This is a genomic window from Streptomyces sp. NTD107, from assembly GCF_059510435.1.
Genome location: NZ_JCAJZV010000001.1, coordinates 64,042 through 88,369, shown reverse-complemented (window position 1 = coordinate 88,369; position 24,328 = coordinate 64,042). Strand labels below are relative to the sequence as shown.

The 24,328-nt window shown below is 73.5% G+C and carries 22 protein-coding genes; 10 read left to right on the top strand and 12 right to left on the bottom strand.

Annotation, left to right across the window (positions count from 1 at the left end):
- Nucleotides 1-25: 25 nt before the first annotated feature.
- Nucleotides 26-766, bottom strand: a complete 741-nt coding sequence (locus AC5WRL_RS00415) for an alpha/beta hydrolase (RefSeq protein WP_496086175.1) — start codon at nt 764-766, stop codon at nt 26-28.
- 165 nt (nt 767-931) lie between these two features.
- Entirely contained in the window at nt 932-1,108 is a 177-nt protein-coding gene (locus tag AC5WRL_RS00410) for a hypothetical protein (RefSeq protein WP_496086174.1), read from the bottom strand.
- 256 nt (nt 1,109-1,364) lie between these two features.
- Here AC5WRL_RS00410 and AC5WRL_RS00405 point away from each other — a divergent pair, with 256 nt between their 5' ends.
- Nucleotides 1,365-2,477: a DUF4037 domain-containing protein gene (locus AC5WRL_RS00405; RefSeq protein ID WP_496086173.1), complete on the top strand. Its 1,113-nt coding sequence runs from the start codon at nt 1,365-1,367 to the stop codon at nt 2,475-2,477.
- Nucleotides 2,478-2,573: 96 nt separating this feature from the next.
- A complete protein-coding gene (locus AC5WRL_RS00400; protein WP_496086172.1) occupies nt 2,574-3,194 on the top strand; it encodes a bifunctional 4-hydroxy-2-oxoglutarate aldolase/2-dehydro-3-deoxy-phosphogluconate aldolase in 621 nt (206 codons plus the stop codon).
- 4 nt (nt 3,195-3,198) lie between these two features.
- Here AC5WRL_RS00400 and AC5WRL_RS00395 read toward each other — a convergent pair whose 3' ends face one another.
- Nucleotides 3,199-3,588: a VOC family protein gene (locus AC5WRL_RS00395; RefSeq protein WP_496086171.1), complete on the bottom strand. Its 390-nt coding sequence runs from the start codon at nt 3,586-3,588 to the stop codon at nt 3,199-3,201.
- Nucleotides 3,589-3,606: 18 nt separating this feature from the next.
- Entirely contained in the window at nt 3,607-4,260 is a 654-nt protein-coding gene (locus AC5WRL_RS00390) for a YoaK family protein (protein ID WP_496086170.1), read from the bottom strand.
- A 144-nt stretch (nt 4,261-4,404) separates the two neighbouring features.
- On the opposite strand from AC5WRL_RS00390, the gene dhaK reads away from it, so the two are divergent.
- The 4 genes from dhaK to AC5WRL_RS00370 all read left to right on the top strand — a co-directional run bounded on the left by dhaK (nt 4,405) and on the right by AC5WRL_RS00370 (nt 7,290).
- Entirely contained in the window at nt 4,405-5,397 is a 993-nt protein-coding gene (gene dhaK / locus AC5WRL_RS00385; protein ID WP_496086169.1) for a dihydroxyacetone kinase subunit DhaK, read from the top strand.
- A 22-nt stretch (nt 5,398-5,419) separates the two neighbouring features.
- Nucleotides 5,420-6,028 (top strand): dihydroxyacetone kinase subunit DhaL, encoded by a 609-nt coding sequence (gene dhaL, locus AC5WRL_RS00380; RefSeq protein WP_496086168.1) that lies wholly within the window; start codon nt 5,420-5,422, stop codon nt 6,026-6,028.
- A complete protein-coding gene (locus AC5WRL_RS00375; RefSeq protein ID WP_496086167.1) occupies nt 6,021-6,440 on the top strand; it encodes a PTS-dependent dihydroxyacetone kinase phosphotransferase subunit DhaM in 420 nt (139 codons plus the stop codon). The genes dhaL and AC5WRL_RS00375 overlap by 8 nt, the downstream gene beginning before the upstream one ends.
- A gap of 355 nt (nt 6,441-6,795) precedes the next feature.
- Complete coding sequence (locus AC5WRL_RS00370) at nt 6,796-7,290, top strand: NUDIX hydrolase (RefSeq protein WP_496086166.1); 495 nt, start codon at nt 6,796-6,798, stop codon at nt 7,288-7,290.
- Here AC5WRL_RS00370 and AC5WRL_RS00365 read toward each other — a convergent pair.
- Both AC5WRL_RS00365 and AC5WRL_RS00360 read right to left on the bottom strand, forming a co-directional pair.
- Nucleotides 7,206-8,024: a glutamate racemase gene (locus tag AC5WRL_RS00365; protein ID WP_496086165.1), complete on the bottom strand. Its 819-nt coding sequence runs from the start codon at nt 8,022-8,024 to the stop codon at nt 7,206-7,208. The genes AC5WRL_RS00370 and AC5WRL_RS00365 overlap by 85 nt on opposite strands.
- A gap of 34 nt (nt 8,025-8,058) precedes the next feature.
- Nucleotides 8,059-9,291 (bottom strand): TerD family protein, encoded by a 1,233-nt coding sequence (locus AC5WRL_RS00360; protein WP_496086164.1) that lies wholly within the window; start codon nt 9,289-9,291, stop codon nt 8,059-8,061.
- A 262-nt stretch (nt 9,292-9,553) separates the two neighbouring features.
- On the opposite strand from AC5WRL_RS00360, the gene AC5WRL_RS00355 reads away from it, so the two are divergent.
- Complete coding sequence (locus AC5WRL_RS00355) at nt 9,554-10,234, top strand: DUF6643 family protein (protein WP_496086163.1); 681 nt, start codon at nt 9,554-9,556, stop codon at nt 10,232-10,234.
- 143 nt (nt 10,235-10,377) lie between these two features.
- On the opposite strand, the gene AC5WRL_RS00350 is transcribed toward AC5WRL_RS00355, so the two are convergent.
- Nucleotides 10,378-11,787: a family 2B encapsulin nanocompartment shell protein gene (locus AC5WRL_RS00350; RefSeq protein ID WP_496086162.1), complete on the bottom strand. Its 1,410-nt coding sequence runs from the start codon at nt 11,785-11,787 to the stop codon at nt 10,378-10,380.
- 2 nt (nt 11,788-11,789) lie between these two features.
- Nucleotides 11,790-13,208, bottom strand: coding sequence for a family 2B encapsulin nanocompartment shell protein (locus tag AC5WRL_RS00345; RefSeq protein WP_496086161.1), 1,419 nt, complete (start codon nt 13,206-13,208; stop codon nt 11,790-11,792).
- 296 nt (nt 13,209-13,504) lie between these two features.
- Between AC5WRL_RS00345 and AC5WRL_RS00340 the strand changes: the two genes are divergently transcribed.
- The gene (locus AC5WRL_RS00340) at nt 13,505-15,922 is read left to right on the top strand and encodes a right-handed parallel beta-helix repeat-containing protein (protein WP_496086160.1); all 2,418 of its coding nucleotides are present in this window, start codon (nt 13,505-13,507) and stop codon (nt 15,920-15,922) included.
- 127 nt (nt 15,923-16,049) lie between these two features.
- On the opposite strand, the gene AC5WRL_RS00335 is transcribed toward AC5WRL_RS00340, so the two are convergent.
- The gene (locus tag AC5WRL_RS00335) at nt 16,050-18,326 is read right to left on the bottom strand and encodes a hypothetical protein (RefSeq protein WP_496086159.1); all 2,277 of its coding nucleotides are present in this window, start codon (nt 18,324-18,326) and stop codon (nt 16,050-16,052) included.
- Between the two features lie 140 nt (nt 18,327-18,466).
- Here AC5WRL_RS00335 and AC5WRL_RS00330 point away from each other — a divergent pair, with 140 nt between their 5' ends.
- On the top strand, nt 18,467-19,306 hold the full coding sequence (locus AC5WRL_RS00330; protein ID WP_496086158.1) for a DeoR/GlpR family DNA-binding transcription regulator: 840 nt from the start codon (nt 18,467-18,469) through the stop codon (nt 19,304-19,306).
- An 18-nt stretch (nt 19,307-19,324) separates the two neighbouring features.
- Here AC5WRL_RS00330 and cds1 read toward each other — a convergent pair whose 3' ends face one another.
- The gene (gene cds1, locus AC5WRL_RS00325) at nt 19,325-20,434 is read right to left on the bottom strand and encodes an L-cysteine desulfhydrase Cds1 (RefSeq protein WP_496086157.1); all 1,110 of its coding nucleotides are present in this window, start codon (nt 20,432-20,434) and stop codon (nt 19,325-19,327) included.
- Between the two features lie 84 nt (nt 20,435-20,518).
- Between cds1 and AC5WRL_RS00320 the strand changes: the two genes are divergently transcribed.
- On the top strand, nt 20,519-22,168 hold the full coding sequence (locus tag AC5WRL_RS00320) for a bifunctional 3'-5' exonuclease/DNA polymerase (RefSeq protein ID WP_496086156.1): 1,650 nt from the start codon (nt 20,519-20,521) through the stop codon (nt 22,166-22,168).
- Between the two features lie 14 nt (nt 22,169-22,182).
- On the opposite strand, the gene AC5WRL_RS00315 is transcribed toward AC5WRL_RS00320, so the two are convergent.
- Nucleotides 22,183-22,737 (bottom strand): GNAT family N-acetyltransferase, encoded by a 555-nt coding sequence (locus AC5WRL_RS00315; protein WP_496086155.1) that lies wholly within the window; start codon nt 22,735-22,737, stop codon nt 22,183-22,185.
- A complete protein-coding gene (yczR, locus tag AC5WRL_RS00310) occupies nt 22,734-24,242 on the bottom strand; it encodes a MocR-like transcription factor YczR (protein ID WP_496086154.1) in 1,509 nt (502 codons plus the stop codon). The genes AC5WRL_RS00315 and yczR overlap by 4 nt, the downstream gene beginning before the upstream one ends.
- Nucleotides 24,243-24,328: the final 86 nt, after the last annotated feature.

Here is a 24,328-nt window from a genome sequence, read left to right as displayed (position 1 = left end):
CCGGGCAGCGGACCGGGCGCGGCGGTTATGCGGCGACCTCCCGCAGGGCCGCGCTCTCGGCGACGGCGATCGGCGGGAGTTCGGCGGCGAGCCGCAGCCGTTCCAGGAACAGCACGATCGTGGCGGCGGCCGTGCGGTGGGTCAGATCGTTCAGCGCGTCGTGGCGGGTACCGGTCAAGGAGACCAGGTGCACGTCCGGGAAGCCGCTGTACGCCCGCCGGGCCTCGGTCAGCGGGCTCACCGCGTCATCCGCGCCGTGCAGGGCGAGTACGGGCACGGTCACCCGGTCCAGCGCGGGTGCGCGGTGTTCCCCGGTGAGCGAGCCGCGCCGGAACGCGGCGTCGGCGGTCAGCCGACCCCGGTGGGTGGGGCAGCCGGTGCGCAGTTCGAGTTCGGCTCCGAAGTCCACATCGGCCGCGGGTCGTGTGCCCGCCACCGTGGGCAGCCCGGCCAGCACGAGTGCGTCCGGTGCGGCCACCCCGTCCGCCACGAGGGAGATCGCCGCCAGCGCGCCGGTGTCGGACCCGAGCAGCACGCGCGGTCCGGCCGGGACGGCGCCCGCGTCGGCGAGCAGTCTGGGCACCTCGTCGGCGGCGGTGGCCGGGTCGGCCAGGGCCCGCACCCGGTAGGCGTCGAACGCCAGCCGGCGGCCGAGCCGTTCGTACACTCCGCCGTGCTCGCCGCGCCCGGGCAGCACGATCACCGTGCCCCGGGCGGCGAGTCCTTCGGGTTCGTCCCAGCGGTGGACGGGTGGCTGGCTGGTCACGGGGGACCTCGTTTCGGTGGGGGCGGCCAACGGCAGGGCAGCGGGCGGCGCACACCGCCCGGGCAGGCGGACGCGCCGGACAGCGGGAAAGAAAGGAAAAAGGGGAGATGAAGAAGGGGAAGGAGAGGGACGGCTGAGAGCGGCGGGACCGGGGGTGACGGGCGCTCAGCCGAGGCGACAGCGGGTGGCGCCGGCCAGACCGAAGTCGACCACCCGGCGCTGGGTGAGGCGCACGCCCCGACCCACGGCGGCACCCCGCACCACGCGGCCGGCCAGTGGCCGCCGTACGGTGTCGTGGGAGCGCGGCGCCATGAGGGCCGCACCCGGCGGGGTGCGCAACATGCCACTCAGCATGACGGGCTTCGCCCCGATCCGTCCAGCGACGATTTGTCATCGGAACCGATCACGAACTCGGATCGATCACACCCCCGACGACGGGCGGTGGCGGAGCCGACCGCCCCCGGTACCGGCACATCGCTCAGCGGCGGCAGGCCCGGCACACGCGGCTCGCCGCCACGGCTGGATCCGAGCCCGGGTCGGCGTTCCCCGCACCGAAATCCGCTGGCTCCGCCACGAGCGCGTACCGCACGGTGGGGGCATGACGTTCTTCTCCGGCGCCCCGTTCCTGCCCGGTATCGAGCTGTCCCAGGCCCTGTACGAGGAGGCGGTCCGGCCGCTGCTGCGGGATGCCTTTCCCCAACTCCCGTACGCCGCCGCCCGGGTCGGCTCCGGCTCCGAGGTACTGGGGTTCGACACCCCCCGGTCGGCGGATCACGAATGGGGCCCGCGGCTGGATCTCTTCCTGACCGCCGAGGACCACGCCCGGTACGCCGCCGACCTCCACCGCCTCCTGGCCGAGCGGCTGCCGCCGCTGGTGCGCGGCTGGCCCACCCACTTCAGGGAGAGCACGGATCCGCTGGACCCGGTCGGCCACATGGCGTTGGCAGACGGCGGCCCGGTCAACCACCGGGTGGGCGTCCACCACCTCCACGACTGGCTCACCGAGCGGCTCGGAACGCCGGTGGGCGACGCCCGGGCGATGGGCGTCCGGCAGTGGCTGGCGCTGCCCCAGCAGCGGCTCGCCGAGTTCACCGGCGGCGCGGTGTTCCACGACGCCCCCGGCACCCTCACCACGATCAGGCACCGGCTGTCCTGGTACCCGGAGCAGGTGTGGCGGTATCTGCTGGCCTGTCAGTGGCAGCGCGTCGCACAGGAGGAGGCGTTCGTGGGGCGCTGCGCGGAGGTCGGGGACGATCTCGGCTCCGCCGTCGTGGCGGCCCGGCTGGTACGGGACCTCATGCGGCTGTGCCTGCTGCTGGAGCGCCGGTACGCCCCGTACGGCAAGTGGCTGGGCAGCGCCTTCGGCCTGCTGCCGGTGGCCGGGACACTCACCCCGGCGCTGCGCGCGGTGCTCGCCGCCACGGACTTCCCGAGCCGGCAGGCGGCCCTGTGCGACGCCTACGAGTCGGTGGCCGCCTTGCAGAACGCGTCCGGGCTCGCCGCCCGCCGTGATCCAGGATGCCGGCCCTACCACGAGCGGCCGTTCCTGGTGCTGCGCGCCGACCGCTTCGCGCAGGCGCTCGCCGACACCCTCACGGACCCGGAGCTGCGCGCGTTGCCGCTGGTGGGGGGCGTTGACCAGTGGACGGACAGCACCGATCTGCTCCAGCGGCCGGGCGCGCTGCACGCGGCGGCGCTCGCGATCGGCTGACCGGTGACGGATGATGCGGGGGCGGGAGCGAACCGACCGCCCCGCACCGTACCGCCGTACCGCCGTACCGCCGTACCGCCACACAGGAGTAGCCCGATGACGGACCTTCCCTTCCTCCCCGCCGAGTTCTTCGACGAGGCGTTCGCCGGCTGCCCGGTGATGGGGATCTTCCGGGGGTACGACCCGGCGAGCACCGTGGAGATGTGCGGGCGGGCCTGGGATCTGGGCATCCGGATGGTCGAGGTGCCCATTCAGGACCCGTCCGCCCTGCCGTCCCTGCGGGCCGCGATCGCCGCCGGGCGGGAGCGCGGGCTGCCGGTCGGTGCCGGGACGGTGCTGACGGCGGCACAGGTACGGGAGGTGGCGGTGGCGGGCGCGGCGTTCACCGTGTCGCCGGGGCTGCTGCCCGAGGTGGTCGGGGCGTGCGGCGAGCACGGGTTGCCGCATCTGCCCGGTGTCGCCACCGCGACCGAGATCTCGCAGGCCCTGGCGCTGGGGCTGAGCTGGCTCAAGGCGTTCCCCGCCGCTCAGCTCTCCCCGGGCTGGATCCGGGCCCAGCACGGCCCGTTCCCGGGGGTGCCGCTGGTGGCGACCGGCGGCATCGACGCGTACAACGCGCAGGACTTCCTGGCGGCCGGCTGCCGGGCGGTGGCGGTGGGCTCGGCGCTGGAGGATCCGGAGCAGTTGGAGTTGCTGGCGGACCTGATGCGGAACTGACCCGTCAGCTCGCGGGTCGGTCGGCGGCGCGCTCGGCGGCGCCGCGCAGGACACAGAACTCGTTGTCCTCGGGATCTGCCATGACGACCCAACCGCTGCCGTCGGGCCGCCGGTGGTCGGCGACGAAGGTGGCGCCCAGTGCCAGCAGCCGTGCGGTCTCCTCCTCGCGGGTGGTGTCCGGGCGCAGACACAGATGAATCCGGTTCTTGACCGTCTTGGGCTCCGGCACCTGGTTGAAGTACAGGGCCGGCCCGGACGGCAGCAGCACCTGGGTCTCCACGGCGCCCGGCCCGTCCTCGGCGTGCTGCGGGTGGCCGGTGACCTTGCTCCAGAATTCGGCCAGCTCGTAGGCGTTGGCGCAGTCGATCGCCACGTTTTCCAGTGTCGAAACCATGGCGCCAACCTTCCCGCATCACTCGCGCGGGACGCCACTCCTTTGCCAGGCGCAGGCCAGGGCCAGTACCGCCAGCTGGGTGAGCAGCGCCGGCAGCAGGCCGAGCACCGGGTGCCAGCGGATGAGCAGCGCCCCGGCGACGGCGCCAAGCAGCAGGGCCGCCGGGGCGGCCGGCCGGCGCCACCGCCAGGGGGACTCGGCGACGGCCAGCGCCGTCAGGGTGCTGGTGATGACCGTGGTCGGCAGGTCGGCCACGGCCAGCCGCCGGACGGCGCCGCCCTGGAGCCCCATGGCGAAGCCGAGCATCCCGGCCAGTACGTCGCGGGTGGCGATCGGCCACAGGGCCATGGCCAGCGCCAGGATCAGCGCGCTGCCGCCCAGCGCCGCCGTGACCCGCCCCGGCCGGCCACCACCCGCCCCCTCCTCCGCCTCCGCCTCCGGTACGGCCCGGCCCGCCACCACCGCGCCGGCCACGAACGCCGCCAGCGCGATCCCGGTCCGCAGCAGCGGGATCTGTCCGTGCCCGGCGGCGGCGAAGCCCAGCAGCGCCACATTGCCGGTCATGTTCGCCGTGAACACCCGGTCGAGGGTCAGATAGCTGACGGCGTCGACCGAGCCGGTCGCGAAGGTCAGCGCGATGAGCAGCCCCACCGGCAGCCCGCTCCGCGCCACCTGGTCCTCCTCCGCGTCCGCCGGGTGTGCTTCCCCCTCACCCTGTCCGTCGCCCCGCCGCCCCGCATCCGCCGGCGTCCGCCCGCTCCCCCGGACGCCGTCCGCCCGGGTGCCGTACCGGGCCCGCGTCCGTAGGCTGGCCGAATGAAGATGCTGATGAACGTCCCGGAACGGGTGGTCGCCGACGCGCTGCGCGGAATGGCCCTGGCCCACCCGGAGTTGGTCGTCGACGTCGACAACCGGGTGATCGTGCGGCGGGACGCCCCGGTGGCCGGCAAGGTGGGTCTGGTGTCCGGCGGCGGCTCCGGGCACGAGCCGCTGCACGGCGGCTTCGTCGGCCCCGGCATGCTGGACGCCGCCTGTCCCGGGGAGGTCTTCACCTCCCCCGTTCCCGATCAGATGGTACGAGCTGCCGCCGCCGTGGACAGCGGCGCCGGGGTGCTGCTGATCGTCAAGAACTACACGGGCGACGTCCTCAACTTCGACATGGCCGCCGAGCTGGCCGAGGACGAGGGCGTACAGATCGCCAAGGTCCTGGTCCAGGACGATGTGGCCGTCACCGACAGCACCTACACGGCCGGCCGCCGGGGCACCGGCGGCACCCTGTTCGTGGAGAAGCTGGCCGGGGCCGCCGCCGAGGGCGGCGCGGACCTCGACCGGGTGGCCGCCATCGCCCGCCAGGTCGCCGATTCCTCGCGCAGCTTCGGGGTGGCGCTCAGCGCCTGTTCCACCCCGGCCAAGGGCGGCCCGACCTTCGATCTGCCGCCCGGCGAGCTGGAGCTGGGCATCGGCATCCACGGCGAACCGGGCCGCGAGCGGCGCGCCATGATGACCTCGGGCGAGATCGCCGAGGTGGCGGTGGAGGCGCTGCTGGACGATCTGCGCCCGGACGGCCCGGTGCTGGCACTGGTGAACGGCATGGGCGGCACCCCGCTGCTGGAGCTGTACGGCTTCAACGCCGAGGTGCAGCGTGTGCTTGAGCAGCGCGGGGTGGCGGTGGCGCGTACCCTCGTCGGCAATTACGTCACCTCGCTCGACATGGCGGGCGCCTCGGTGACGCTGTGCCAGGTGGACGAGGAACTGCTGCGGCTGTGGGACGCGCCGGTGGCCACGCCGGGGCTGCGCTGGGGCCGTTGAGCCAGGGAGGGTGAGGACGAGGATGGACGCGGATTTCTTCCGCCGCTGGCTCACCGCGACGGCCGCGGCCGTGGAGCGGGAGGCGGACCGGCTCACCGAGCTGGATTCGGCGATCGGCGACGCCGACCACGGCGTCAACATGCGGCGCGGCTTCCGGGCGGTGTCCGAGGCGCTGGCAGCGGAGGGCCCTGACGCCCCCGCCACCCCCGGCGCGGTGCTCATGCTGGCCGGCCGGACGCTGGTGTCCAAGGTCGGCGGGGCGTCGGGGCCGCTGTACGGGACGCTGCTGCGGCGTACCGGCAAGGCGCTGGGGGACGCGCCCGAGGTGTCCGACGCGGAGTTGCGGGCCGCGCTCGACGAAGGGGTGCGGGCGGTGGGAACGCTGGGCAAGTCGGAGGCGGGTGACAAGACGATGCTGGACGCACTCATCCCGGGCGTCGAGGCGCTGGCGGAGTCCTATCCGGCGGCGCGGGACGCGGCGGAGCGCGGGGCGGAGGCGACCGTGCCGCTGCGGGCGCGGCGCGGGCGGGCCAGCTATCTGGGTGAGCGCAGCGTCGGGCACCAGGATCCGGGGGCGACGTCCTCGGCGCTGCTGTTCGCGACGCTCGCGGAGGTGGCCGGCGATGCCTGAATCGGCGGAGCAGTCCCTTGTGGGGGTGGTGCTGGTGTCGCACAGCAAGGAGGTCGCGGAGTCGGTGGTACGCCTGGCGGCCGGTCTCGCGGGCGGCGGGCGGCGGGCTCCGGTGGCGGCGGCCGGCGGCGATCCGGACGGCGGTCTGGGCACCAGCGCGGAGCTGATCACCCGGGCGGTGTGGCGGGTGGACCAGGGCGTGGGGGTGGCGGTGCTGGCGGATCTGGGCAGCGCGGTGCTCACGGTGCAGGCGCTGCTGGCCGAGGGGGACGAGCTTCCGCCCCGTACCCAGCTGGTGGACGCGCCGTTCGTGGAGGGCGCGGTGGCGGCGGTGGTCACCGCGTCGGCCGGCGCGGACCTCCAGGCGGTCGCGGCGGCGGCCGGGGAGGCGTACACCTACCGCAAGATCTAGGGCCGGTCTGAGGGACAGCGCCGGTTGGGCCCGCGGCGTCTGGTGCAGGGGGCGCCTGCCGGCCATGGGGTATCCCCTGCTCGAAGAGCTTGGGGAGGGGCTACCCGGACGTCTCGGCAGCTCTGCTTCCCAGGTGTCTCAAGAGAGCAGAGACGGAGCGAAGCGGAGTGCGGCGAGGCGCCCCCAGGCCCTTGAGGGCCTGGGAGGTGCCCCCGGTGCCAGGCGACGCGGGCCAGGCAGGATTTGTCAGACAGGCCCCAGCCTGCCGGGCGAGAGCCTTCGCTCGCCCGGCCGCACCGGCGCCCCGTCGCTCCGTCCTTTCCGTCGCTCCGCCGGCCCCGGCTAGGGTCGGGGCATGGCTACCCCAGATTTCATTCGTGCCCTTCGGCGGTCCGCCGGGCAGCAGTTGCTGTGGCTGCCGGGGGTGAGCGCCGTGGTGCTGGATGACCGGGAGCGGGTGCTGCTGGTGCGCCGCGCGGACACCGGGATCTGGACCGTGGTCGGCGGGATCCCGGAACCCGGTGAGGAGCCGGCGCTGACGGCGGTGCGTGAGGTGTACGAGGAGACCGCGGTGGAGGTCGAGGTCGAGCGGGTGGTGTCGGTGGCGCCGACCGAGGTCACGGAGTATCCGAACGGTGACCGCTGCCAGTTCATGGACATCTGCTTCCGCTGCCGGCCGGTCGGGGGCACCGCGCGGGTCAATGACGACGAGTCCTCGGAGGTCGGCTGGTTCGCGCTCGACGCGCTGCCGCCGCTGACCGGGCTTCAGCTGGACCGGATCGCGCGGGCCCGGTCCCGCGAAGGGGCGGCCTGGTTCGAGCCGCCGGTGAGCCCGCGGGCCTCCGGGTAGGCGAGAGCGGCGGCCGGCAGCGGCGCCTCCCGGCCGCCGGCCAGCACCAGCAGTCCGCCGGTGGCCGGGGCGGCCGGGGCGGGCGCGGCGCCGATCCGGCGCAGGGCCTGGGCGGCGACCGCGTCGGCGGAGCCGTACAGCGGGATCGGGCCGAGGTGGGCGAGCCGGTCCCGGATGAGGTCCGCGACGAGTTCGTAGTGGGTGCAGCCGAGCACGAGCGCCGTGGTGCCGGGCGGGGTGAGCTCGGCGGCTGCGGCCACCGCCGCGTCGACGGCGGTACGGTCGGCGCGCTCGACGGCGTCGGCGAGCCCGTGGCAGGGCACCTCGGTGGCCGTCGCCCCGCCGGCGAACTCGGCGATCAGCCGGCGCTGGTAGGGGCTGCCGGTGGTGGCGGGGGTGGCCCAGATCGCGAACGGGGCGCCCGCCGCGGCGGCCGGCTTGATGGCGGGCACGGTGCCGATGACGGGGATGCCGGGTTCCAGCTCGGCCCGCAGCGCGTCCAGCGCGTGGACGGAGGCGGTGTTGCAGGCGACGATCAGCGCGTCGGGGCGGTGCCTGGCCGCCGCCCGGGCGCAGTCCAGCGCCCGGGCGGTGATGTCCTGCGGGGCCCTGGGGCCCCAGGGCATGCCCTCGGGGTCGCCGGAGAGCACCAGGGTGGCGTCGGGCCGCTGCCGGCGTACCGAGGCGGCGGCGGCCAGCAGCCCGAGGCCGGAGTCGACGAGTGCGATCTTCACACTCGCCAGCCTACGTGCGGGCGCGGTGCGGGGTTCACTTGCTGCCGGGGGTCCACTGCATGCCCCAGCCGTACGCGTGGTCGACGGTGCGCTGCGGGCTGACCCTCGGCTCGGGCACCAGGTAGCGGGCCTCGCGCTGGACGACCAGCTCGCCGTTGTTGTTGGTGAGCAGCGCCAGGGCGCACACCGGGGAGTCGACGGTGCACTCGTCGAGGGTGAACTCGACCGGGGCGCCGTGCTGCGGGGTGAGGGTGACGGTGGCGGCGATGTCCTTGAAGCCGGCGGCGCCGGCGTAGATGGTTACGAAGATCACGATGCGACGCAGCTCACGTACGTGATCGAGGTTGATGGTGAGGTTCTCCCCGGCGGCCACCGCGCCGGTGCGGTCGTCACCGTCGAGGTGGATGTACGGAGGCTGGTGCAGCGCCCCGAAGGCGTTGCCGAGGGCCTGGACGACGCCCTTGCGGCCGTCCGACAGCTCGAACAGGGCGCACAGGTCGAGGTCGAGGGCGCCGCCCATGGCCTTGCTGAACTTCTGCTTCCAGCTCTGGTGCTCCTGGGCGCGTTCCTGCCAGTTGAGGTTGACGCGGATGGTGCCGGTGGTGGCGCCCTGTTTGGCGAGGGAGATGGTGGGGGCGCTTTTGGTGAGGGTGACCTTGCTCAGCCGTACGGGGGTGGTGGGCGGTGCGGCCGGCGGCGGGGGCGCCTGGACCGGTACGGAGGGGGCTGGCGAGGCCGGCGGGGGCGGAGTGTCGTCCACCGAGATGCCGAAGTCGGTGGCGAGGCCGGCCAGACCGCTGTCGTAGCCCTGCCCCACCGCACGGAACTTCCAGCCGCCGGCCCGCCGGTACAGCTCGCCGAGCACGAACGCGGTCTCGGTGCTGGCGTCCTCGCTGTCGAAGCGGGCGAGTTCGGCGCCGGAGTCCCCGTCCAGCAACCGGATATGCAGTCCGGGGACCTGGCCGAAGGCGCCGCCATCGGCGGAGGCGGCCAGCACCACGGTCTCGATGCCGGGCTCCACGGTGCCCAGGTCCACGCTGAGCCGGTCGGTGACGGTGGAGCCGGTGGGCTGCTTGCCGTCGTGCCGGACGGCGCCGGAGGCGTGCCGGGGCTGGTTGTAGAAGATGAAGTCGGCGTCCGAGCGGACCTTGCGGTCGGCGAGCAGCAGCGCCGAGGCGTCCACGTCGGGGGCTCCGGAGGCGGTCTGCCAGCCGATCTCGACACGGACCGACCGCGCCGTCACCGGGACATTCGCACCTTTGAGCATCTTTGGCTTCCTTCGCGTCGGATGGCCGGGCCGGCGCCGTGGTCCTGGGGCGCTCCGTCAACTATGCCATCACCGCGCCAACTGCCCCGGGGGACGTCCGCGCCGCCGGGTCCGGGCGGCCGGTATGTGATCACTCATCGGACACTTTTCTCCGGTTTTCCCGATATTCACGGGTATCGCGCGCTCGGTCTCCGCCCAGGGACCGTAAAAGCCCGCTAATCGCTCTCCCCAACCACCTCACGGTGGGCTTAACTTATGGAGCATGACCTCCCCGCGCCCCTACGGCGGTGGCTACTCCTCACCGTCATTCCCTGACACGCCCATCTACGACAGGTTGGTGGCCGAGCGGGGAACCCCGCAGATCGCCCCCATCCGGGTCTCGCTGCCCTACGATCAGCTGCACGGCTTCCCTTCCGGTGGCGGCCATGTGCCGAGTTCCCAGCCGGCGCTGCCCGCGCTGCCCGCCCTGCCCTCGGCCGCTTCTCCCGCCCCGGCTCCGGCGCAGCACGGCTATCAGTCGAACGGCTACTCGGACTACCAGTCGGCGATGCCGGTGCGCCAGCAGCTTCCGGCGCCCGCGCCGCAGGCCCCGGCCGCCTACATACCGCAGCAGGCTCCGGTCCAGCGGCCGTATCCGGGCCAGCAGGGGATGCCGGCCCCGGCGCCGCAGCAGATGCGTCCGGCCGCGGCGCCCCGGCCCGCCGCGCCGCGCCCGGCGCAGCCCGGCGGGTACGGCTATCCGAACCAGGGGCACAGTCAGGGGCAGGGCCAGAACTACGCGCAGGCCGCCCAGCAGGGCCAGGGTCAGGGGTACCAGGGTCAGTACCCCGCGGCGCAGCAGCAGCATCAGCAGCAGCACCCGTATCCCGGTGCCGGGCAGCAGGGGCAGCAGGGGCAGCCGCAGGGGCAGGGTTATCAGGGCGGCTACTGGAGTGAACAGTAGGGAGGGGCGGGAGGATTCGGTCATCCCGGCCGTTCATCCGGTCGTGCTTTTCCGTTTTCCGGCCGGTCCGCGGGGGCTCAGGGCGAAACCCCCGCGGCGGGCGGCACTCGGGCAGCTGTCCGAAAAGCGGCGGTGGAAAGCGGTCAGATTTCGACGTCCTCCAGAATGCCGAGGGCGTCGGGCACCAGAACGGCGGCGGAGTAGTAGGCGCTGACGAGGTAGGAGATCACCGCCTTGTCGTTGATGCCCATGAAGCGGACGTTGAGGCTGGGTTCGTATTCATCGGGAATTCCGGTCTGGTGCAGTCCGACGACGCCCTGGTTCTCCTGGCCGGTGCGCAGCGCCAGTACGGAGCTGGTGCCGGCCGCGGTGACCGGGATCTTGTCGCAGGGCAGCAGCGGGATGCCGCGCCAGGACCGCAGCCGTACCCCGTCGATGTGGGTGTCCTGCGGATAGATGCCGCGGGCGCTGCACTGGCGCCCGAAGGCGGCGATGGTGCGCGGATGGGCCAGCAGGTACTGGGTCTTGCGGCGCCGTGAGATGAGGTCGTCGAGGTCGTCGGGGGTGGGCGGGCCGGTGCGGGTGTGGATGCGCTGGCGCAGGTCGGCGTTGTGGAGGAGGCCGAACTCGCGGTTGTTGACCAGTTCGTGCTCCTGCCGTTCGCGCAGCGCCTGCACGGTGAGCCGCAGCTGCTGCTCGACCTGGTCCATAGGTTCGCTGTAGAGGTCGGCGACCCGGGTGTGGACGCGCAGCACGGTCTGGGCGACGCTCAGTTCGTACTCGCGCGGGTGCAGGTCGTATTCGGCGAAGGTGCCGGGCAGTTCGGGTTCGCCCACGTGGCCGGCGGCCAGCGCGATGTCGGCCTCGCCGCGTTTGTTGCGGGCGGGTGCGGTGCGCGCGGCGGCGGCCACCTCGTCGAGGTGGGCCCGGAGCGCGGGTGCCACGTCGGCGACGGCCCGGACCCGGGCGAGGGGGAGGGCGAGGACGGTGGCGCGGGTGACGGCCTTGAGGGTGTGCGGCCAGGCGCCGGGTTCGGTGGCGGCCAGGGCCTGGTCACCGGTGTAGTCGCCGTCGGCGAGGGTGCCGAGTTCGGCGGCGTCGTCGTAGGCGGCGGGGCCGAGTCTTCTGATCTTGCCGTGGGCGATGAGCAGGACTTCGGCGACGGGTTCGCCGAGGGTGGCGATGGTGTCGCCGGGCCCGTACTCGCGCTGTTCGCAGTGGCCGGCCAGGGTGGTGAGCAGTTCGTGGTCGGTGATGCCGTGCAGCGCGGGCAGTTCGGTGAGCTGGGCGGGAATCACCCGGACCTGGGCGCCGGAGCTGATGAACTCCACCCGGCCGTTGCCGACGGTGTGGCTGAGCCGGCGGTTGACGCGGAAGGTGCCGGCCGAGACCTGGACCCAGGGCAGCACTTTGAGCAGCCACCGCGAGGTGATGCCCTGCATCTGCGGGGGCGTCTTGGTGGTGCCGGCGAGGTTGCGGGCGGCGGCGGTGTCGAGGCTGGAGGGCCCGGCGGCGGGTGGTACGGCGGCGGCCGGATCGAGGGAGGTCGTCATGGTCAGTGCCCGATCTCCACGTCCTCAAGGATGCCGAGCGCGTCGGGCACCAGCACGGCCACCGAGTAGTAGGCGCTCACCAGATAGGAGATGACGGCCTTGTCGTTGATGCCCATGAAGCGCACGGAGAGGCTGGGCTGGTACTCGTCGGGAATGCCGGTGCGGTGCAGCCCGACGACGCCCTGGGACTTCTCGCCGGTGCGCAGGGCGAGAATGGAGGTGGTGCCCTGTTCGCTGACCGGGATCTTGTCGCAGGGCAGCACGGGGACGCCGCGCCAGGCGGGTACGGCGTGGCCGTCGAGGTCGGCGTTGCCGGGGTAGAGGCCGCGGTGGCTGAGTTCCCGGCCGAAGGCGGCGATGGCCTTGGGGTGGGCCAGGATGACGCTGGGTTCCTTCCAGACGGAGGCGAGGAGTTCGTCGAGGTCGTCGGGGGTGGGCGGTCCCGAGCGGGTGTGGATGCGCTGGCGCAGGTCGGCGTTGTGGAGGAGGCCGAACTCGCGGTTGTTGACCAGTTCGTGCTCCTGTCGTTCGCGCAGTGCCTCGATGGTGAGCCGGAGTTGTTCCTCGACCTGGTTCATGGGTTCGTTGTAGAGGTCGGCGACCCGGGAGTGGACGCGCAGCACGGTCTGGGCGACGCTCAGTTCGTACTCGCGCGGGCTGAGGTCGTAGTCGGCGAAGGTGCCGGGGAGTTCGGGTTCGCCCTCGTGTCCCGAGGCGAGTTCGATGGCGGATTCGCCGTGGGCGTTGTGCTGCCGGGCGGCGGCCTCGCGGGTTCCGGCTTCGGCGAGGTGGGTGCGCAGGGCGGCGGAACGCTCCCTCACTCGTTCGAACGCGGCCCGGTCCAGGGTGAGTACGGTGCCGCTGGTGAGTGCCTTGAGGCCGTGTTCGAGGACGCCGGGGTCGTCGTCGGCGAGGGCGGCGTCGCCGTAGAAGTCGCCGTCGGCGAGCACCCGGAACTCGGTTTCGGCGTCGTAGAGTCCGGCGCCGCGTTCGCTGAGTTTGCCGTGCGCGATGAGGACCACGGTGTCGGCGGGGGCGCCGGGTTCAAGGATCGTTTCTCCGGGAGAGAAGTCCCGCTGTACGCAGGCGTCGGCGAGTTCCGCGAGGGTGTCGGGGTCGGTGAAGCCGGCCAGGGTGGGGAGTTCGCCGAGTTCGGCGGGGATGACCCGTACCTCGGCGCCGGTGGAGATGAATTCCACCCGGCCGTTTCCCAGGGTGTGGCTGAGCCGGCGGTTGACGCGGAACGTACCGCCGGAAACCTGTACCCAGGGCAGGACTTTGAGAAGCCAGCGGGAGGTGATGCCCTGCATCTGCGGGGGCGTCTTGGTGGTGGTGGCGAGATTGCGGGCCGCCGCTGTCGCCAGGCTGAGCTGGGGGTGGGCGGGGTTGTTGGCGGAGGACGGTTCCGTCGAAGTCGTCATGGTGCGAGACGGTAAGAGGAAGGAAAGACCAACGGCAATCACTCAAAAGAGAGGGCCATTTGAGGATTCTCGTAAAATCATCAGGGGTATCCGGTCGGCAATTCCACCTCGCCGATTACCCTGAGCCCCGTTACCGCCACAATCCGTCACCTGTCCGGGTGGGGGCGATCGGATGTGCGAGATAGGGTTTGCGCAGGCCGCTGCGGTCATCCCATCAGCCCGCAGCACGCTACGGTGGGTCCTCGTACGCGTGTCAACGCGCTCCGTCATCGCATCAGGTTGGGGCACACAAGTCCATGGCAGAAGGCTCGGTCCAGGTCACGCACACCGGAACTTCCCGCTGGCGGCGCCGGACCGCCGTCTATGGCACCGTCACCGAAGCCCTGGCCGCCGCCGCGGACGGCGACATCCTGGTCCTGGGCCCCGGCACCTACCGCGAGAACCTGGTGATCGAACAGTCCGTCACGGTACGCGGCCCCGAGGAGAAGGAGGGCGCGGCCCGGATCGCGCCGGCCGAGGGTGTGGCGCTGACCGTACGCGGCTCCGCCATCGTGCAGCGCCTGCGCATCGAGGGCCAGGACATCGCCGCCCCCGCCGTCCTCATCGAGAACAGCACCCCCGAACTGACCGAATTGCTCATCCGCACCTCCTCCGCCTCGGGCATAGAGGTGCGCGGCGGCGCCCGGCCCACCGTGCGACGCTGCGCGGTCAGCAACCCGACCGGCACCGGGATCGGCATCTCCGACGGTGCGGGCGGTCTGTTCGAGGAGTGCGAGATCGAGGAGTCGGGGCAGAGCGGAGTCTCGGTACGCGGTCCGGCCCATCTGCGGCTCGAACGCTGCCGGGTACGGCGCGGCCAGGGCGCCGGCCTCTCGGTGGTGGGCGGGGACAGCGCGGTGGACGCGGTGGACTGCGACTTCCATGACATCAAGGGCGCGGGGGTACGGCTGTCCGAGCGGGCCACGGCCCATCTGACGGACTGCCGGGTGAGCGCCACCACCGGCGACGGCATCACCCTGGAGTCGGACGCCGTCCTGACCCTGACCGACTCCGAGATCCACGACATCCCGGAGAACGCCCTTGATCTGCGGTCGCGTTCGGTGCTGACCCTGGTGCGCTCCACGGTGCGGCGGTTCGGCCGCAACGGGGTGTCGGTGTGGGACCCGGGCACCCATGTGGACGCCCATCACACCCGGATTCACGAGTCGACCGGGGAGTATCCGGCGGTGTGGGTCAGCGACGGCGCCACGACCGTACTGGAGTCCTGCACCGTCGACCATGTGCCCGACGCGCTGTTCGTGCTGGACGCGGGCTCGCGCGCGGACGTGGTGGACAGCGAGATCGAGCACGTGCGCGGCTCGGCGATCTCGGTGAGCGACGGCGCCACCGCCCGGGTGGACGCCACCCGGATGCACCGGGTGGGCACCGGCGCGTGGTTCCGGGACCGGGGCAGCGGCGGTACGGTCACCGGCTGCACCATCGACCAGGCCACCACCGGGGTCATCGTCAGCAAGGACGCCGACCCCGCGGTCGAGGACTGTGTGATCACCTCGCCCGCCCAGGCCGGGTTCTATGTCTCGGCGCGCGGCAAGGGCACCTTCACCCGGTGCCGGGTGACCGGTTCGCGCGGCTACGGCTTCCACATCATCGACGGCTGCCGCAGCGAACTCATCCGCTGCCGCACCGAGCGGTGTTCGCGCGGCGGCTATGTGTTCGCGGAGAACGGCCCGGTGCTGACGGACTGTCACAGCGATGAGGCGGTCGCCCCGGGCGAGAGCGCGGTGCCGGAGCCGGCGGTGGTGACGCCGCCCGTGGAGGTCAGGGCCACCGCGACGGCGAAGGCCAAGGAGCGGCCGGCCGCCACCGACACGGCGACCGCTGCGCAGGCCGAACCGGCCACCGAGAGCCGTCCCTCGGACGAAGTACTGGCCGAACTGGAGTCCCTGGTCGGCCTGGACAGCGTCAAGCTGGAGGTCAAGGCGCTCATCGACATGATCGAGGTGGGCCGGCGCCGCCAGGCGGCCGGGCTCAAAGCCGCCTCGGTCCGCCGCCATCTGGTGTTCACCGGATCGCCCGGCACCGGGAAGACCACGGTGGCCCGGCTGTACGGCGAGATCCTGCACTCGCTCGGCGTGCTGGAGCGCGGCCATCTGGTGGAGGTCTCCCGGGTGGATCTGGTGGGCGAGCACATCGGCTCCACGGCGATCCGTACCCAGGAGGCGTTCGACCGGGCGCGCGGCGGGGTGCTGTTCATCGACGAGGCGTACGCCCTGTCCCCCGAGGACGCCGGGCGCGACTTCGGCCGGGAGGCGATCGACACCCTGGTGAAGCTCATGGAGGACCACCGGGAGGCGGTCGTGGTCATCGTCGCCGGCTACACGGCGGAGATGGACCGCTTCCTGGCCGTCAACCCCGGGGTGGCTTCCCGCTTCTCCCGCACCATCACCTTCGGCGACTACAACGCGGAGGAACTGCTGAGCATCGTCGGCCGGCAGGCGGGCGACCAGGAGTACGAACTGGGCGAGGGGACCCGGGAGGCGCTGCTCAAGCACTTCACGGACCTCCCCAAGGGCCCCACCTTCGGCAACGGCCGCACGGCGCGGCAGACCTTCGAGGCCATGGTGGAACGCCACGCGGGCCGGGTGGCCCAGCTGACCGACCCCAGCACCGAGGACCTGACCCTGCTCTACCCGGAGGACCTGCCCGCGCAGTAGCCCGCCCCGGCCCGGGGTCGCGACCCGGTCGCCCGGATGCCCCACCCGGCGGACGGCCGGGGCCCCCGGGCCGCCCTGACCGGGGAGGGCGCGTCTTGACCGAGGGCGGTGCCCCTCCCGCCGCCCGCTACTTCTCCAGTTCCACGGCGCCCTCCCCCGGCTGCTGACGCGGCAGCCGCTGACTCGCCCGGCCGCCCGTCAGCCGGGCGAAGAGCGCCGCCCTGGTCCGTGCGAACGCCGGGTCCTCGGCGTAGTCGGCGTGGCCCAGGATCGGCTCCGGCAGCGGCCGGCGCAGATTGCGGCCGTAGTACAACGGGTCGGGCAGCGGGCCCACGTCCACCGGCCGCTGCCCCACGGGGCCGCCGATCGGGTCCGTCTCCCGCCACAGATTGCCCCAGCACGGCACCTCGGCCCGCAGCGCGGCCAGCCGGCGGGCCCCGAAGTACGCCGGGAACCAGCGGCTGTACAGCCGCTCCAGCGGCGAGCCGTACGTGAGCAGCGCCACCCTGCTGCGGGTCGCCGGGTCCAGCTGCCACACGGCCGCCGCCGCCAGCACACTGCCCTGCGAATGCCCGGAGATGATCACCCGGCCGCCGGTCGCGTCGATCCAGGTGCCCATCCGCCACGACAGATCGGGCACCGCCCGCTCGGCGTAACAGGGCGGCGCGAACGGATGTGCCGCGCGCGGCCAGAAGGTGCCCACGTCCCACAGGATGCCGATGGTGCGCCGCGCCCCCGCGTCCCGGTACGCGCGCCGGCCCACCGCCAGCAGCGCCACCACGAGTATCCCCGCCAGCCACGACCCCAGGGTCTGGGAGAACTCCGCGAACGCCGCCACCGCCGCCGGGCCGTGGGCCGCCGCGACCGCCGGCGGGTCCCCGCTCAGCGTCCCGGCGATCACCGCGAGCCCCAGCACCACGGAGGCCGCCGTCAGCGCGCCGACCAGCTTCGGCGCCGCGTCGGTGAGGCCGGCCCGGGCGATCGCCCCGGCGATGGCCCGGCTGCGTTCGTGGTCCGGCGCGCAGCTCTCGTCCGGGTAGCGCTCCCGGATACCCGGTTCCAGTTCGCCGCGCCGCCGCAGCACCGTCCGTACCGCCGCCACGGCCAGCACCAGCAGCACCACCAGCAGTGCCGGAATCGCGCTGGACTGCCAGCTCAGCTGCACCGGCGGCCCCGGAATCACCGCCTCCGGCGCGCCTGTCGAGGCGGACCCGGGCTCCAGCCAGGCGCCCAGCCACTGCACCACCGCCCCCGTCAGCATCCCGGCCAGCGCGCAGGCGATCATCGCCACCGACGCCCCGCCGAGCCCCAGCAGCGCGCCCCGGTCCATCCGTGGCGCGTGCCGGTGCAGCCAGAACGCGGTCAGCGCCAGGCCCAGGACCAGCGCCCCCTGAACGATGGCCAGCACCGGATAGAAGGCGTCCCCGGCCGGCAGCGCGCCCTCCGCCCGCCACTCCGGGCGGCTCCACCCGGTGTGCACCACCGTCACCGCCAGCAGCGCCAGCGCCGCCCACGGCAGCCCGCTCACCACGGCCGGCGCCCCCGACTCGTCCGGCTCCTCCTCGCTGCGGCCGTGCCCCGCCTCCATCGCCGCCACCGCCACCCAGCCGGCGGCGGTCGCCGCGGTCAGCGCCCACCACCACACCGTGCGTTCATAGGTTCCCGTCGCGGTCAGCAGCAGCGCCGCGATCGTCAGCAGCGCGACCGAGGTGTGCGCCGCCCGCAGCCGGCTGACCAGGGTGCGCCCGTACCAGAAGCCGGGCAGGCTCAGCAGCGGGCGGCCCGGGCCGTCCGGCAGGGTGCGTACCGGGGGCGAGGCCGACTCGTACGCGCTCCAGGTGCGGTGCGAGAGCCACCACAGCAGCGCGGTCAGCGCCAGCGGCAGCGCGGTGGCCAGCGCGAGCCGGCGGCCGGGCTGCGCCCACCAGCCGCCGTCCGGGCCCCAGAAGCCCAGCCAGGAGACCCCGGCGGTGCAGGCCGGTGAGGCGCCGCACTGCCAGGCGAGCAGGTCGAGCGCCACCGAGCAGGCCCCGGCGACCAGCAGCACGGTCAGCGAGAGCGCGATGAGGCGCACCAGGATGTCGTAGAGCCGCTGGGTGCGCCGGGTGCCCCGTACGTCGGGCCGCATCCAGTGCGCGAGGTTGACGACCATGAAGGGCAATAACAGCAGCCACAGGGCCCGGGCGCCGTTGCCCGAGGTCAGGTTGGACCAGGTGTACGCCTCGCGGAGCGGGGTGGCGTCGTCCCAGGGCCGGTCGGCCGCGTCGTCGGTACGCCGGTGCACGCAGGCGGTGTTGTCGCCGGTGATGCGGGTGGTACGGGGGTCTTCGAGCATCTTCTGGGGCGTGGTTCCGCCGACCCCGTGTACCAGCAGCTCCACCGCGGGTTCCGGTGAGGTGCTCATGACTAGAGGCTTCTCCGCATCGGCGGTGGTTCGAACATGCGAAGATGACTCCTTCATCAGCCAATGGGGCGAACGCCGGTGAAACGCTCCCCGCGCACCCGCGGACGCCCCCGGCACCCCGCCACTTCGGAGAGGATCCCGTGGCCGACAACCAGAATCTGCTGGCTGGGCAGCGACGCGCCCTGATCCTGGAGGAAGTTCGCCGCCGAGGCGGAATCCGGGTCAGCGAGTTGACGCGGATGCTCCAGGTCTCGGACATGACGGTGCGGCGTGACCTGGACGTACTCGCCCGGCAGGGCACCCTGGAGAAGGTGCACGGCGGGGCGGTGCCGGTCGATCAGGCCCGCGCCCACGAGCCGGGCTTCGAGGCGAAGTCCGAGCTGGAGCTGACCGCGAAGAGCGACATCGCCCGCGCGGCGGCGGCCCTGGTGGTCCCGGGTACGGCGGTCGCGCTCGCCGGCGGCACCACCACCTTCGCCGTGGCCCAGCAGCTGGTCGACATCCCCGATCTCACCGTGGTCACCAACTCGGTACGGGTCGCGGACGTCTTCCACGCGGCACGCCGCCCGGCGGAGGGGCGCGGCGTGGAGAGCGGCGCGGCCACCGTGGTGCTGACCGGCGGGGTGCGTACGCCCTCGGAGACGCTGGTCGGCCCGGTGGCGGACGCGGCGATCAGCTCGCTGCACTTCGATGTGCTCTTCCTGGGCACGCACGGCATCTCGGTGGAGGCGGGGTGTTCCACGCCCAATCTGGCCGAGGCGGAGACCAACCGGCACTTCATCCGCTCGGCGCGCCGGGTGGTGGTGGTCGCGGACCACACCAAGTGGGGTACCACGGGGCTGAGTTCCTTCGCCTCGCTGGACGAGGTGGACACCCTGGTGATGGACGCGGGTCTCGCGGCGGCGGACCGGGAGGAGATCGAGGAGCAGTTCGCCGAGCTGATCATCGCGGGCCCGGAGGCGCCGGGCGGCGCGGGCTGATCCGGTCGTCCCGCCCGCTCAGCAGGTCCAGCGGCCGGTGCGCAGAAAGCCGTCGATGGCGCGCCGGTACGGGGTCACGTCAAGTCCCTGCCGGGCCAGCCAGTCGTCCGAGTAGTACTTGTCGAGGTAGCGGTCGCCCGGGTCGCAGAGCAGGGTGACCACCGAGCCGGTGCGGCCCTCCGCCACCATCTCGGCGATGATCTTCAGCGCGCTCCACAGTCCGGTGCCGGTGGAGCCGCCCGCCTTGCGGCCGATCGCCGCCTCCAGGGCCCGTACGGCGGCCACGCTGGCGGCGTCCGGCACCTTCATCATCCGGTCGATGGCGCCGGGCAGGAAGCTGGGCTCCATCCGGGGCCGGCCGATGCCCTCGATGCGGGAGGCGCAGTCGCTGACCGCGTCCGGGTCGCCGGTCAGCCAGCCGTCGTAGAAGCAGGAGTTCTCCGGGTCGGCGACACAGATCCGGGTGTCGTACTGCATGTAGTGGACGTAGCGGGCCAGCGTCGCCGAGGTGCCGCCGGTGCCGGCGGTGGCCACGATCCAGGCCGGTTCGGGGTAGCGCTCCAGGCGCAGTTGCTGGTAGATCGACTCGGCGATGTTGTTGTTGCCGCGCCAGTCGGTGGCCCGCTCGGCATAGGTGAACTGGTCCATGTAGTGCCCGCCGTGCTCGGCGGCGAGCGCGGCGGAGACCTCGTACACGGTGGCCGGGTCGTCCACCAGATGACATCGCCCGCCGTGGAACTCGATGAGTTCCGTCTTGGCCCGGCTGGTGGTGCGCGGCATGACGGCGATGAACGGCACGCCGATCAGGCTCGCGAAGTATGCCTCGGAGACGGCGGTCGAGCCGCTGGACGCCTCGATCACCGGCCGGCCGGGGCGGATCCAGCCGTTGCACAGGCCGTAGAGGAACAGCGAGCGGGCCAGCCGGTGCTTGAGGGAGCCGGTGGGGTGGGTGGACTCGTCCTTCAGGTAGAGGTCGATGCCCCAGGACTCGGGCAGCGGGAAGCGCAGCAGATGGGTGTCGGCGCTGCGGTTGGCGTCCGCCTGGACCTTGCGCACGGCTTCCTTGAGCCAGGCCCGGTACGCCGGGTCGGTGCGGTCGGTGTCCCCGGTCGGCGCGCTGCTGTTCACGCCGCGATCATAGGCCGCACGGATCCGCGCCGGGCACGGCGAGTCCGGCGGCCGTTGTCGGTACCACCTGCCAGAATCGAGAGCGTGTACGAATACGGGGGTCGCTGGGCCCTGGCGGAGCAGCCGGACGGTTCGGCCCTGGTGTGCGCCCTCGACGAGCGCGGGCGGATCGCCGGGCCGGTGGCACACGAGCCGGACCCGGCCACCGCGATCACCGCCCGGCCGCGCGTCACCCGCTGGGTGTGGCGCTCCACGGCGGCGCTGTACCCACGACTGCTGGCCGCCGGGGTGCGGGTGGAGCGCTGCTACGACGTGGAGGTGGCCGAGGCGCTGCTGCTCGGACACGACGGCGGCTACGGGCTGCCGCGTTCCCTGCCCGCCGCCTGGGCACGGCTGCACGGCCGCCCCGTCCCCGAGGACCCCAGGACGGCCGCCGCCGACTCGGGCCAGCCCTCCCTCTTCGACACCGGACCACCACCACTGCCGCCGGACACCGACCCGCTCACCGCGCTGGTGGAGGTGTACGCGGACCAGCTGGAGCGCACCGGGCAGGCCGGACACCCGGGCCGGATGCGGCTGCTGCTGGCCGCCGAATCGGCCGGCGCCCTCGTCGCGGCCGAACTGACCCGCGCCGGACTGCCCTGGCGCGCCGACATCCACCGGGCGATGCTCGACGAACTCCTGGGCGAGCGCTACCCCGGCGGCCAGGAGACCCGGCGGCTCGCCGAGCTGGCCGAGGAGATCTCGCGCGCGTTCGGCCCCGGGCAGCGGGTGAGGCCCGACCTGCCGGCCGACATCATCCGCGCCTTCGGACAGGCCGGCATCAAACTCACCTCCACCCGGGCCTGGCAGCTGCGGGAGATCGACCATCCGGCGGTGGCCCCGCTGCTGGAGTACAAGAAGCTGTACCGCATCCACACCGCGCACGGCTGGTCCTGGCTGCGCACCTGGGTACGGGACGGCCGCTTCCGCACCGAGTACATCCCCGGCGGCGCCCCCTCCGGGCGCTGGACCTCCAACGGCGGCGGCGCGCTCCAGATCCCCCGGGTGGTGCGCCGCGCGGTGGTCGCCGACCCCGGGTGGCGGCTGGTGGTGGCGGACGCCGACCAGCTGGAGCCGCGGGTACTGGCGGTGATCTCCGGCGACCGGGGCCTGATGGAAGCGGCGAGCGGCGCGACGGACCTGTACACGGCGCTGTCGCACCGGGCGTTCTCCGGCGACCGGGAACAGGCCAAACTGGCCCTGCTGGGCGCGATCTACGGCCAGACCTCGGGAGACGGCCTGAAACACCTGGCGGATCTGCGGCGACGCTTCCCCGCGGCGGTCGCCTATGTGGACGAGGCGGCCCGCACCGGGGAGAGCGGCGGCCTGGTCCGTACCTGGCTGGGCCGCACCTGCCCGCCGGAGCTGAACACCGACGACTGGTCCGACACCTCACCCGCGGCCCGCGCCCGGGGCCGCTTCACCCGCAACTTCGTGGTGCAGGGCAGCGCCGCCGACTGGGCCCTGCTGCTGCTCGCCGCACTGCGCGGGGCGCTGCGCGGCATGCGGGCCGAGCTGGTGTTCTTCCAGCACGACGAGGTGATCGTGCACTGCCCCGAAGAGGAAACGGAACGGGTCCGCGCCGCCCTGATCCAGGCATCGGCCACCGCGGCCACCACCACCTTCGGCCCCACCCCGGTCCGCTTTCCCTTCACCACGGCGGTGGCCCAGTGCTACGCGGACGCCAAGTAGTCCGCGGGGGCCGGCTACCGGGCCGCCCGGTCGGCCGCGCCGTCCGTCATGGCCGCCGGCCCGCCGGCAGGTCGCCGCATGCACACCCGTGGCCAGCGGTCCAGGCCCAGTTCGTGTTCGTGCGCGCGGATCGCCCGCAGACCCGGGGTGAGGTCCGCTTCCGGCAGCTGCTGGAAGCCGAGCCGGGCGTAGTACGGGGCGTTCCACGGGACGTCCGCGAAGGTGGTCAGGGTCTGCGGGACGCCGGGGGTGGCCGCCGCGTCGATCAGGGCGCGGCCGATGCCGCGCCGCGACCAGTCGGGGTGCACCGACACCTGCTCCACATGCACGGCGCCGTCCACCGCGTCGGCCAGCAGATACCCGGCCACCTCCCCGCCACCCTCCGGCACCGCCACCCACAGCCGGCCCGCGCGGCGGTACCCGTCGAGCGCGGCGAGCGACGGTGGCTCGTCGTCCGCGATCGCCGCCATGCCCAGGGCGCGGAACCCCTCGCCCGCCGCCCGTTCGATCTCCCGCAGCCGCGCCAGCTCTCCCGCCGCGCCGGCCCTGATCCGCACGGCATCCGTCATGCGATGTACCCCCTCGGTGTCTGCGCGCCCTGCGGCGCCCCCTCGGCCACGAACCGCGCCGCCGCGGCCAGTCGCGCCGCCGCCTCCGAGGCGGTGGGCTCCCCCACCGTAAAGGGGATCCGCACATAGCCCTCGAACGCCCCGTCCACCCCGAACCGCGGCCCGGACGCCACTCGCACCCCGAACCGCTCCCCCGCGTCGGCGATCCGCGATCCGGACAGCCCCCCGGTACGCACCCACAGGGTCAGCCCGCCGCCGGGCACCGCGAACTCCCACTGCGGCAGCCGCTCCCGCAGCGCCGGTACGATCGCCGCCCGGTGCGCGCGGATCATCTCCCGGCGCTGCTCGACGGCCGCCTCCCAGCCGCCCTCCGTCATCAGCGCGGCGATCGCCAGCTGCTCCAGCACGGGTGTGCCCAGATCGGCGTAGGCGCGCCGTGCCACCAGCTCGCGGATCACATCGGGGGTGGCCCGTACCCAGCCGATCCGCATGCCGGCCCAGAACGACTTGCTGGCCGAGCCGACCGTGATCACCGTCGAGCCGCCCGGGTCGAAGCCGCTCACCGGGCGCGGGCCCGGCTCGCCGGCCGGCCGGTCCAGGGCCAGCTCCGCCATGGTCTCGTCGACCACCAGCACGGTGCCGGCCGCCCGCGCCGCAGCCACCAGCTCGCGGCGCTGTTCCTCGCTCGCCAGCGCGCCGGTCGGGTTGTGGAAGTCGGCCACCACGTACGCCATCCGGGGGGCCGCCTCGCGCAGCACCCGGCGCCAGCCGGGCAGGTCCCAGCCGCCGAGGCCGTTGTCCCGCATGGGCACCGGTACGAGCCGCGCCCCGGCCTCCCGCATCAGCTGAAGGACGTTGGAGTAGCTGGGGTGTTCCACCGCGACCCGTTCGCCGGCCGGGGTGAACATCCGGCAGATCGCGGCGACCGCGCCCATCGCCCCGGTGGTCACCATGATCTGCTCGGACATCGTCGGCACTCCGCGCGCGGTGTACCGGTCGGCCAGCGCCTGCCGCAGCGCGGGCAGCCCGGCCGGGAAGTCGCCGTGGGTGCCCGCGGCCGGCCCGAGCGCGGCGAGCGCGCGCTGGAAACCGCGGGTCAGCCACGGCTCGGGGGCGGGCAGCGCGGCGAACCCCAGGTCGATGATCCCGGCCGCCGATTCGGGCGGCAGCGGATCGAGGGAGCGGGTGGGCAGTGGCTTGCCGGGCGGCACCGCCGTCCAACTGCCGGCCCCGCGCCGGGACTGGAGGAAGCCGTCGGTGCGCAGCGCGTCGAAGGCGGCGGCCACGGTGGTGCGGCTGACCGACAGCGCGGCGGCCAGCTCCCGCTCGGCGGGCAGCCGGGCGGCGACCGGCACCCGGCCCTCCAGCACCAGCAGGCGTACGCCGTCGGCCAGGGTGCGGTACGCGGGGGGCCGGCGGCCCGGTGCGGCGGCGGGGGTGTCGTGCTGGGAGCCGAGCAGCCGGGCCAGCTGGGCGGCGCCCACGGTTGAGGTCCACTGAGGCATCGCGAGCGGGCCACCTTTCCTCGATTGGCCATGGTTCGGTGATCCAACCGGCCTCCACAATGCCACGAGTCAGTCCACTTCCGGAA

Bases quoted from the DNA above. Each gene is read 5' to 3' on its own strand.
- AC5WRL_RS00335 (WP_496086159.1), bottom strand. From the start codon at position 18,326: ATGAGCACCTCACCGGAACCCGCGGTGGAGCTGCTGGTACACGGGGTC.
- AC5WRL_RS00370 (WP_496086166.1), top strand. From the start codon at position 6,796: ATGGCTACCCCAGATTTCATTCGTGCCCTTCGGCGGTCCGCCGGGCAG.
- AC5WRL_RS00315 (WP_496086155.1), bottom strand. From the start codon at position 22,737: ATGACGGATGCCGTGCGGATCAGGGCCGGCGCGGCGGGAGAGCTGGCG.
- AC5WRL_RS00400 (WP_496086172.1), top strand. From the start codon at position 2,574: ATGACGGACCTTCCCTTCCTCCCCGCCGAGTTCTTCGACGAGGCGTTC.
- AC5WRL_RS00345 (WP_496086161.1), bottom strand. From the start codon at position 13,208: ATGACGACTTCGACGGAACCGTCCTCCGCCAACAACCCCGCCCACCCC.
- AC5WRL_RS00410 (WP_496086174.1), bottom strand. From the start codon at position 1,108: ATGTTGCGCACCCCGCCGGGTGCGGCCCTCATGGCGCCGCGCTCCCAC.
- dhaL (WP_496086168.1), top strand. From the start codon at position 5,420: ATGGACGCGGATTTCTTCCGCCGCTGGCTCACCGCGACGGCCGCGGCC.
- AC5WRL_RS00375 (WP_496086167.1), top strand. From the start codon at position 6,021: ATGCCTGAATCGGCGGAGCAGTCCCTTGTGGGGGTGGTGCTGGTGTCG.
- AC5WRL_RS00405 (WP_496086173.1), top strand. From the start codon at position 1,365: ATGACGTTCTTCTCCGGCGCCCCGTTCCTGCCCGGTATCGAGCTGTCC.
- AC5WRL_RS00355 (WP_496086163.1), top strand. From the start codon at position 9,554: ATGACCTCCCCGCGCCCCTACGGCGGTGGCTACTCCTCACCGTCATTC.
- AC5WRL_RS00340 (WP_496086160.1), top strand. From the start codon at position 13,505: ATGGCAGAAGGCTCGGTCCAGGTCACGCACACCGGAACTTCCCGCTGG.
- AC5WRL_RS00395 (WP_496086171.1), bottom strand. From the start codon at position 3,588: ATGGTTTCGACACTGGAAAACGTGGCGATCGACTGCGCCAACGCCTAC.
- AC5WRL_RS00360 (WP_496086164.1), bottom strand. From the start codon at position 9,291: ATGCTCAAAGGTGCGAATGTCCCGGTGACGGCGCGGTCGGTCCGTGTC.
- yczR (WP_496086154.1), bottom strand. From the start codon at position 24,242: ATGCCTCAGTGGACCTCAACCGTGGGCGCCGCCCAGCTGGCCCGGCTG.
- dhaK (WP_496086169.1), top strand. From the start codon at position 4,405: ATGAAGATGCTGATGAACGTCCCGGAACGGGTGGTCGCCGACGCGCTG.
- AC5WRL_RS00350 (WP_496086162.1), bottom strand. From the start codon at position 11,787: ATGACGACCTCCCTCGATCCGGCCGCCGCCGTACCACCCGCCGCCGGG.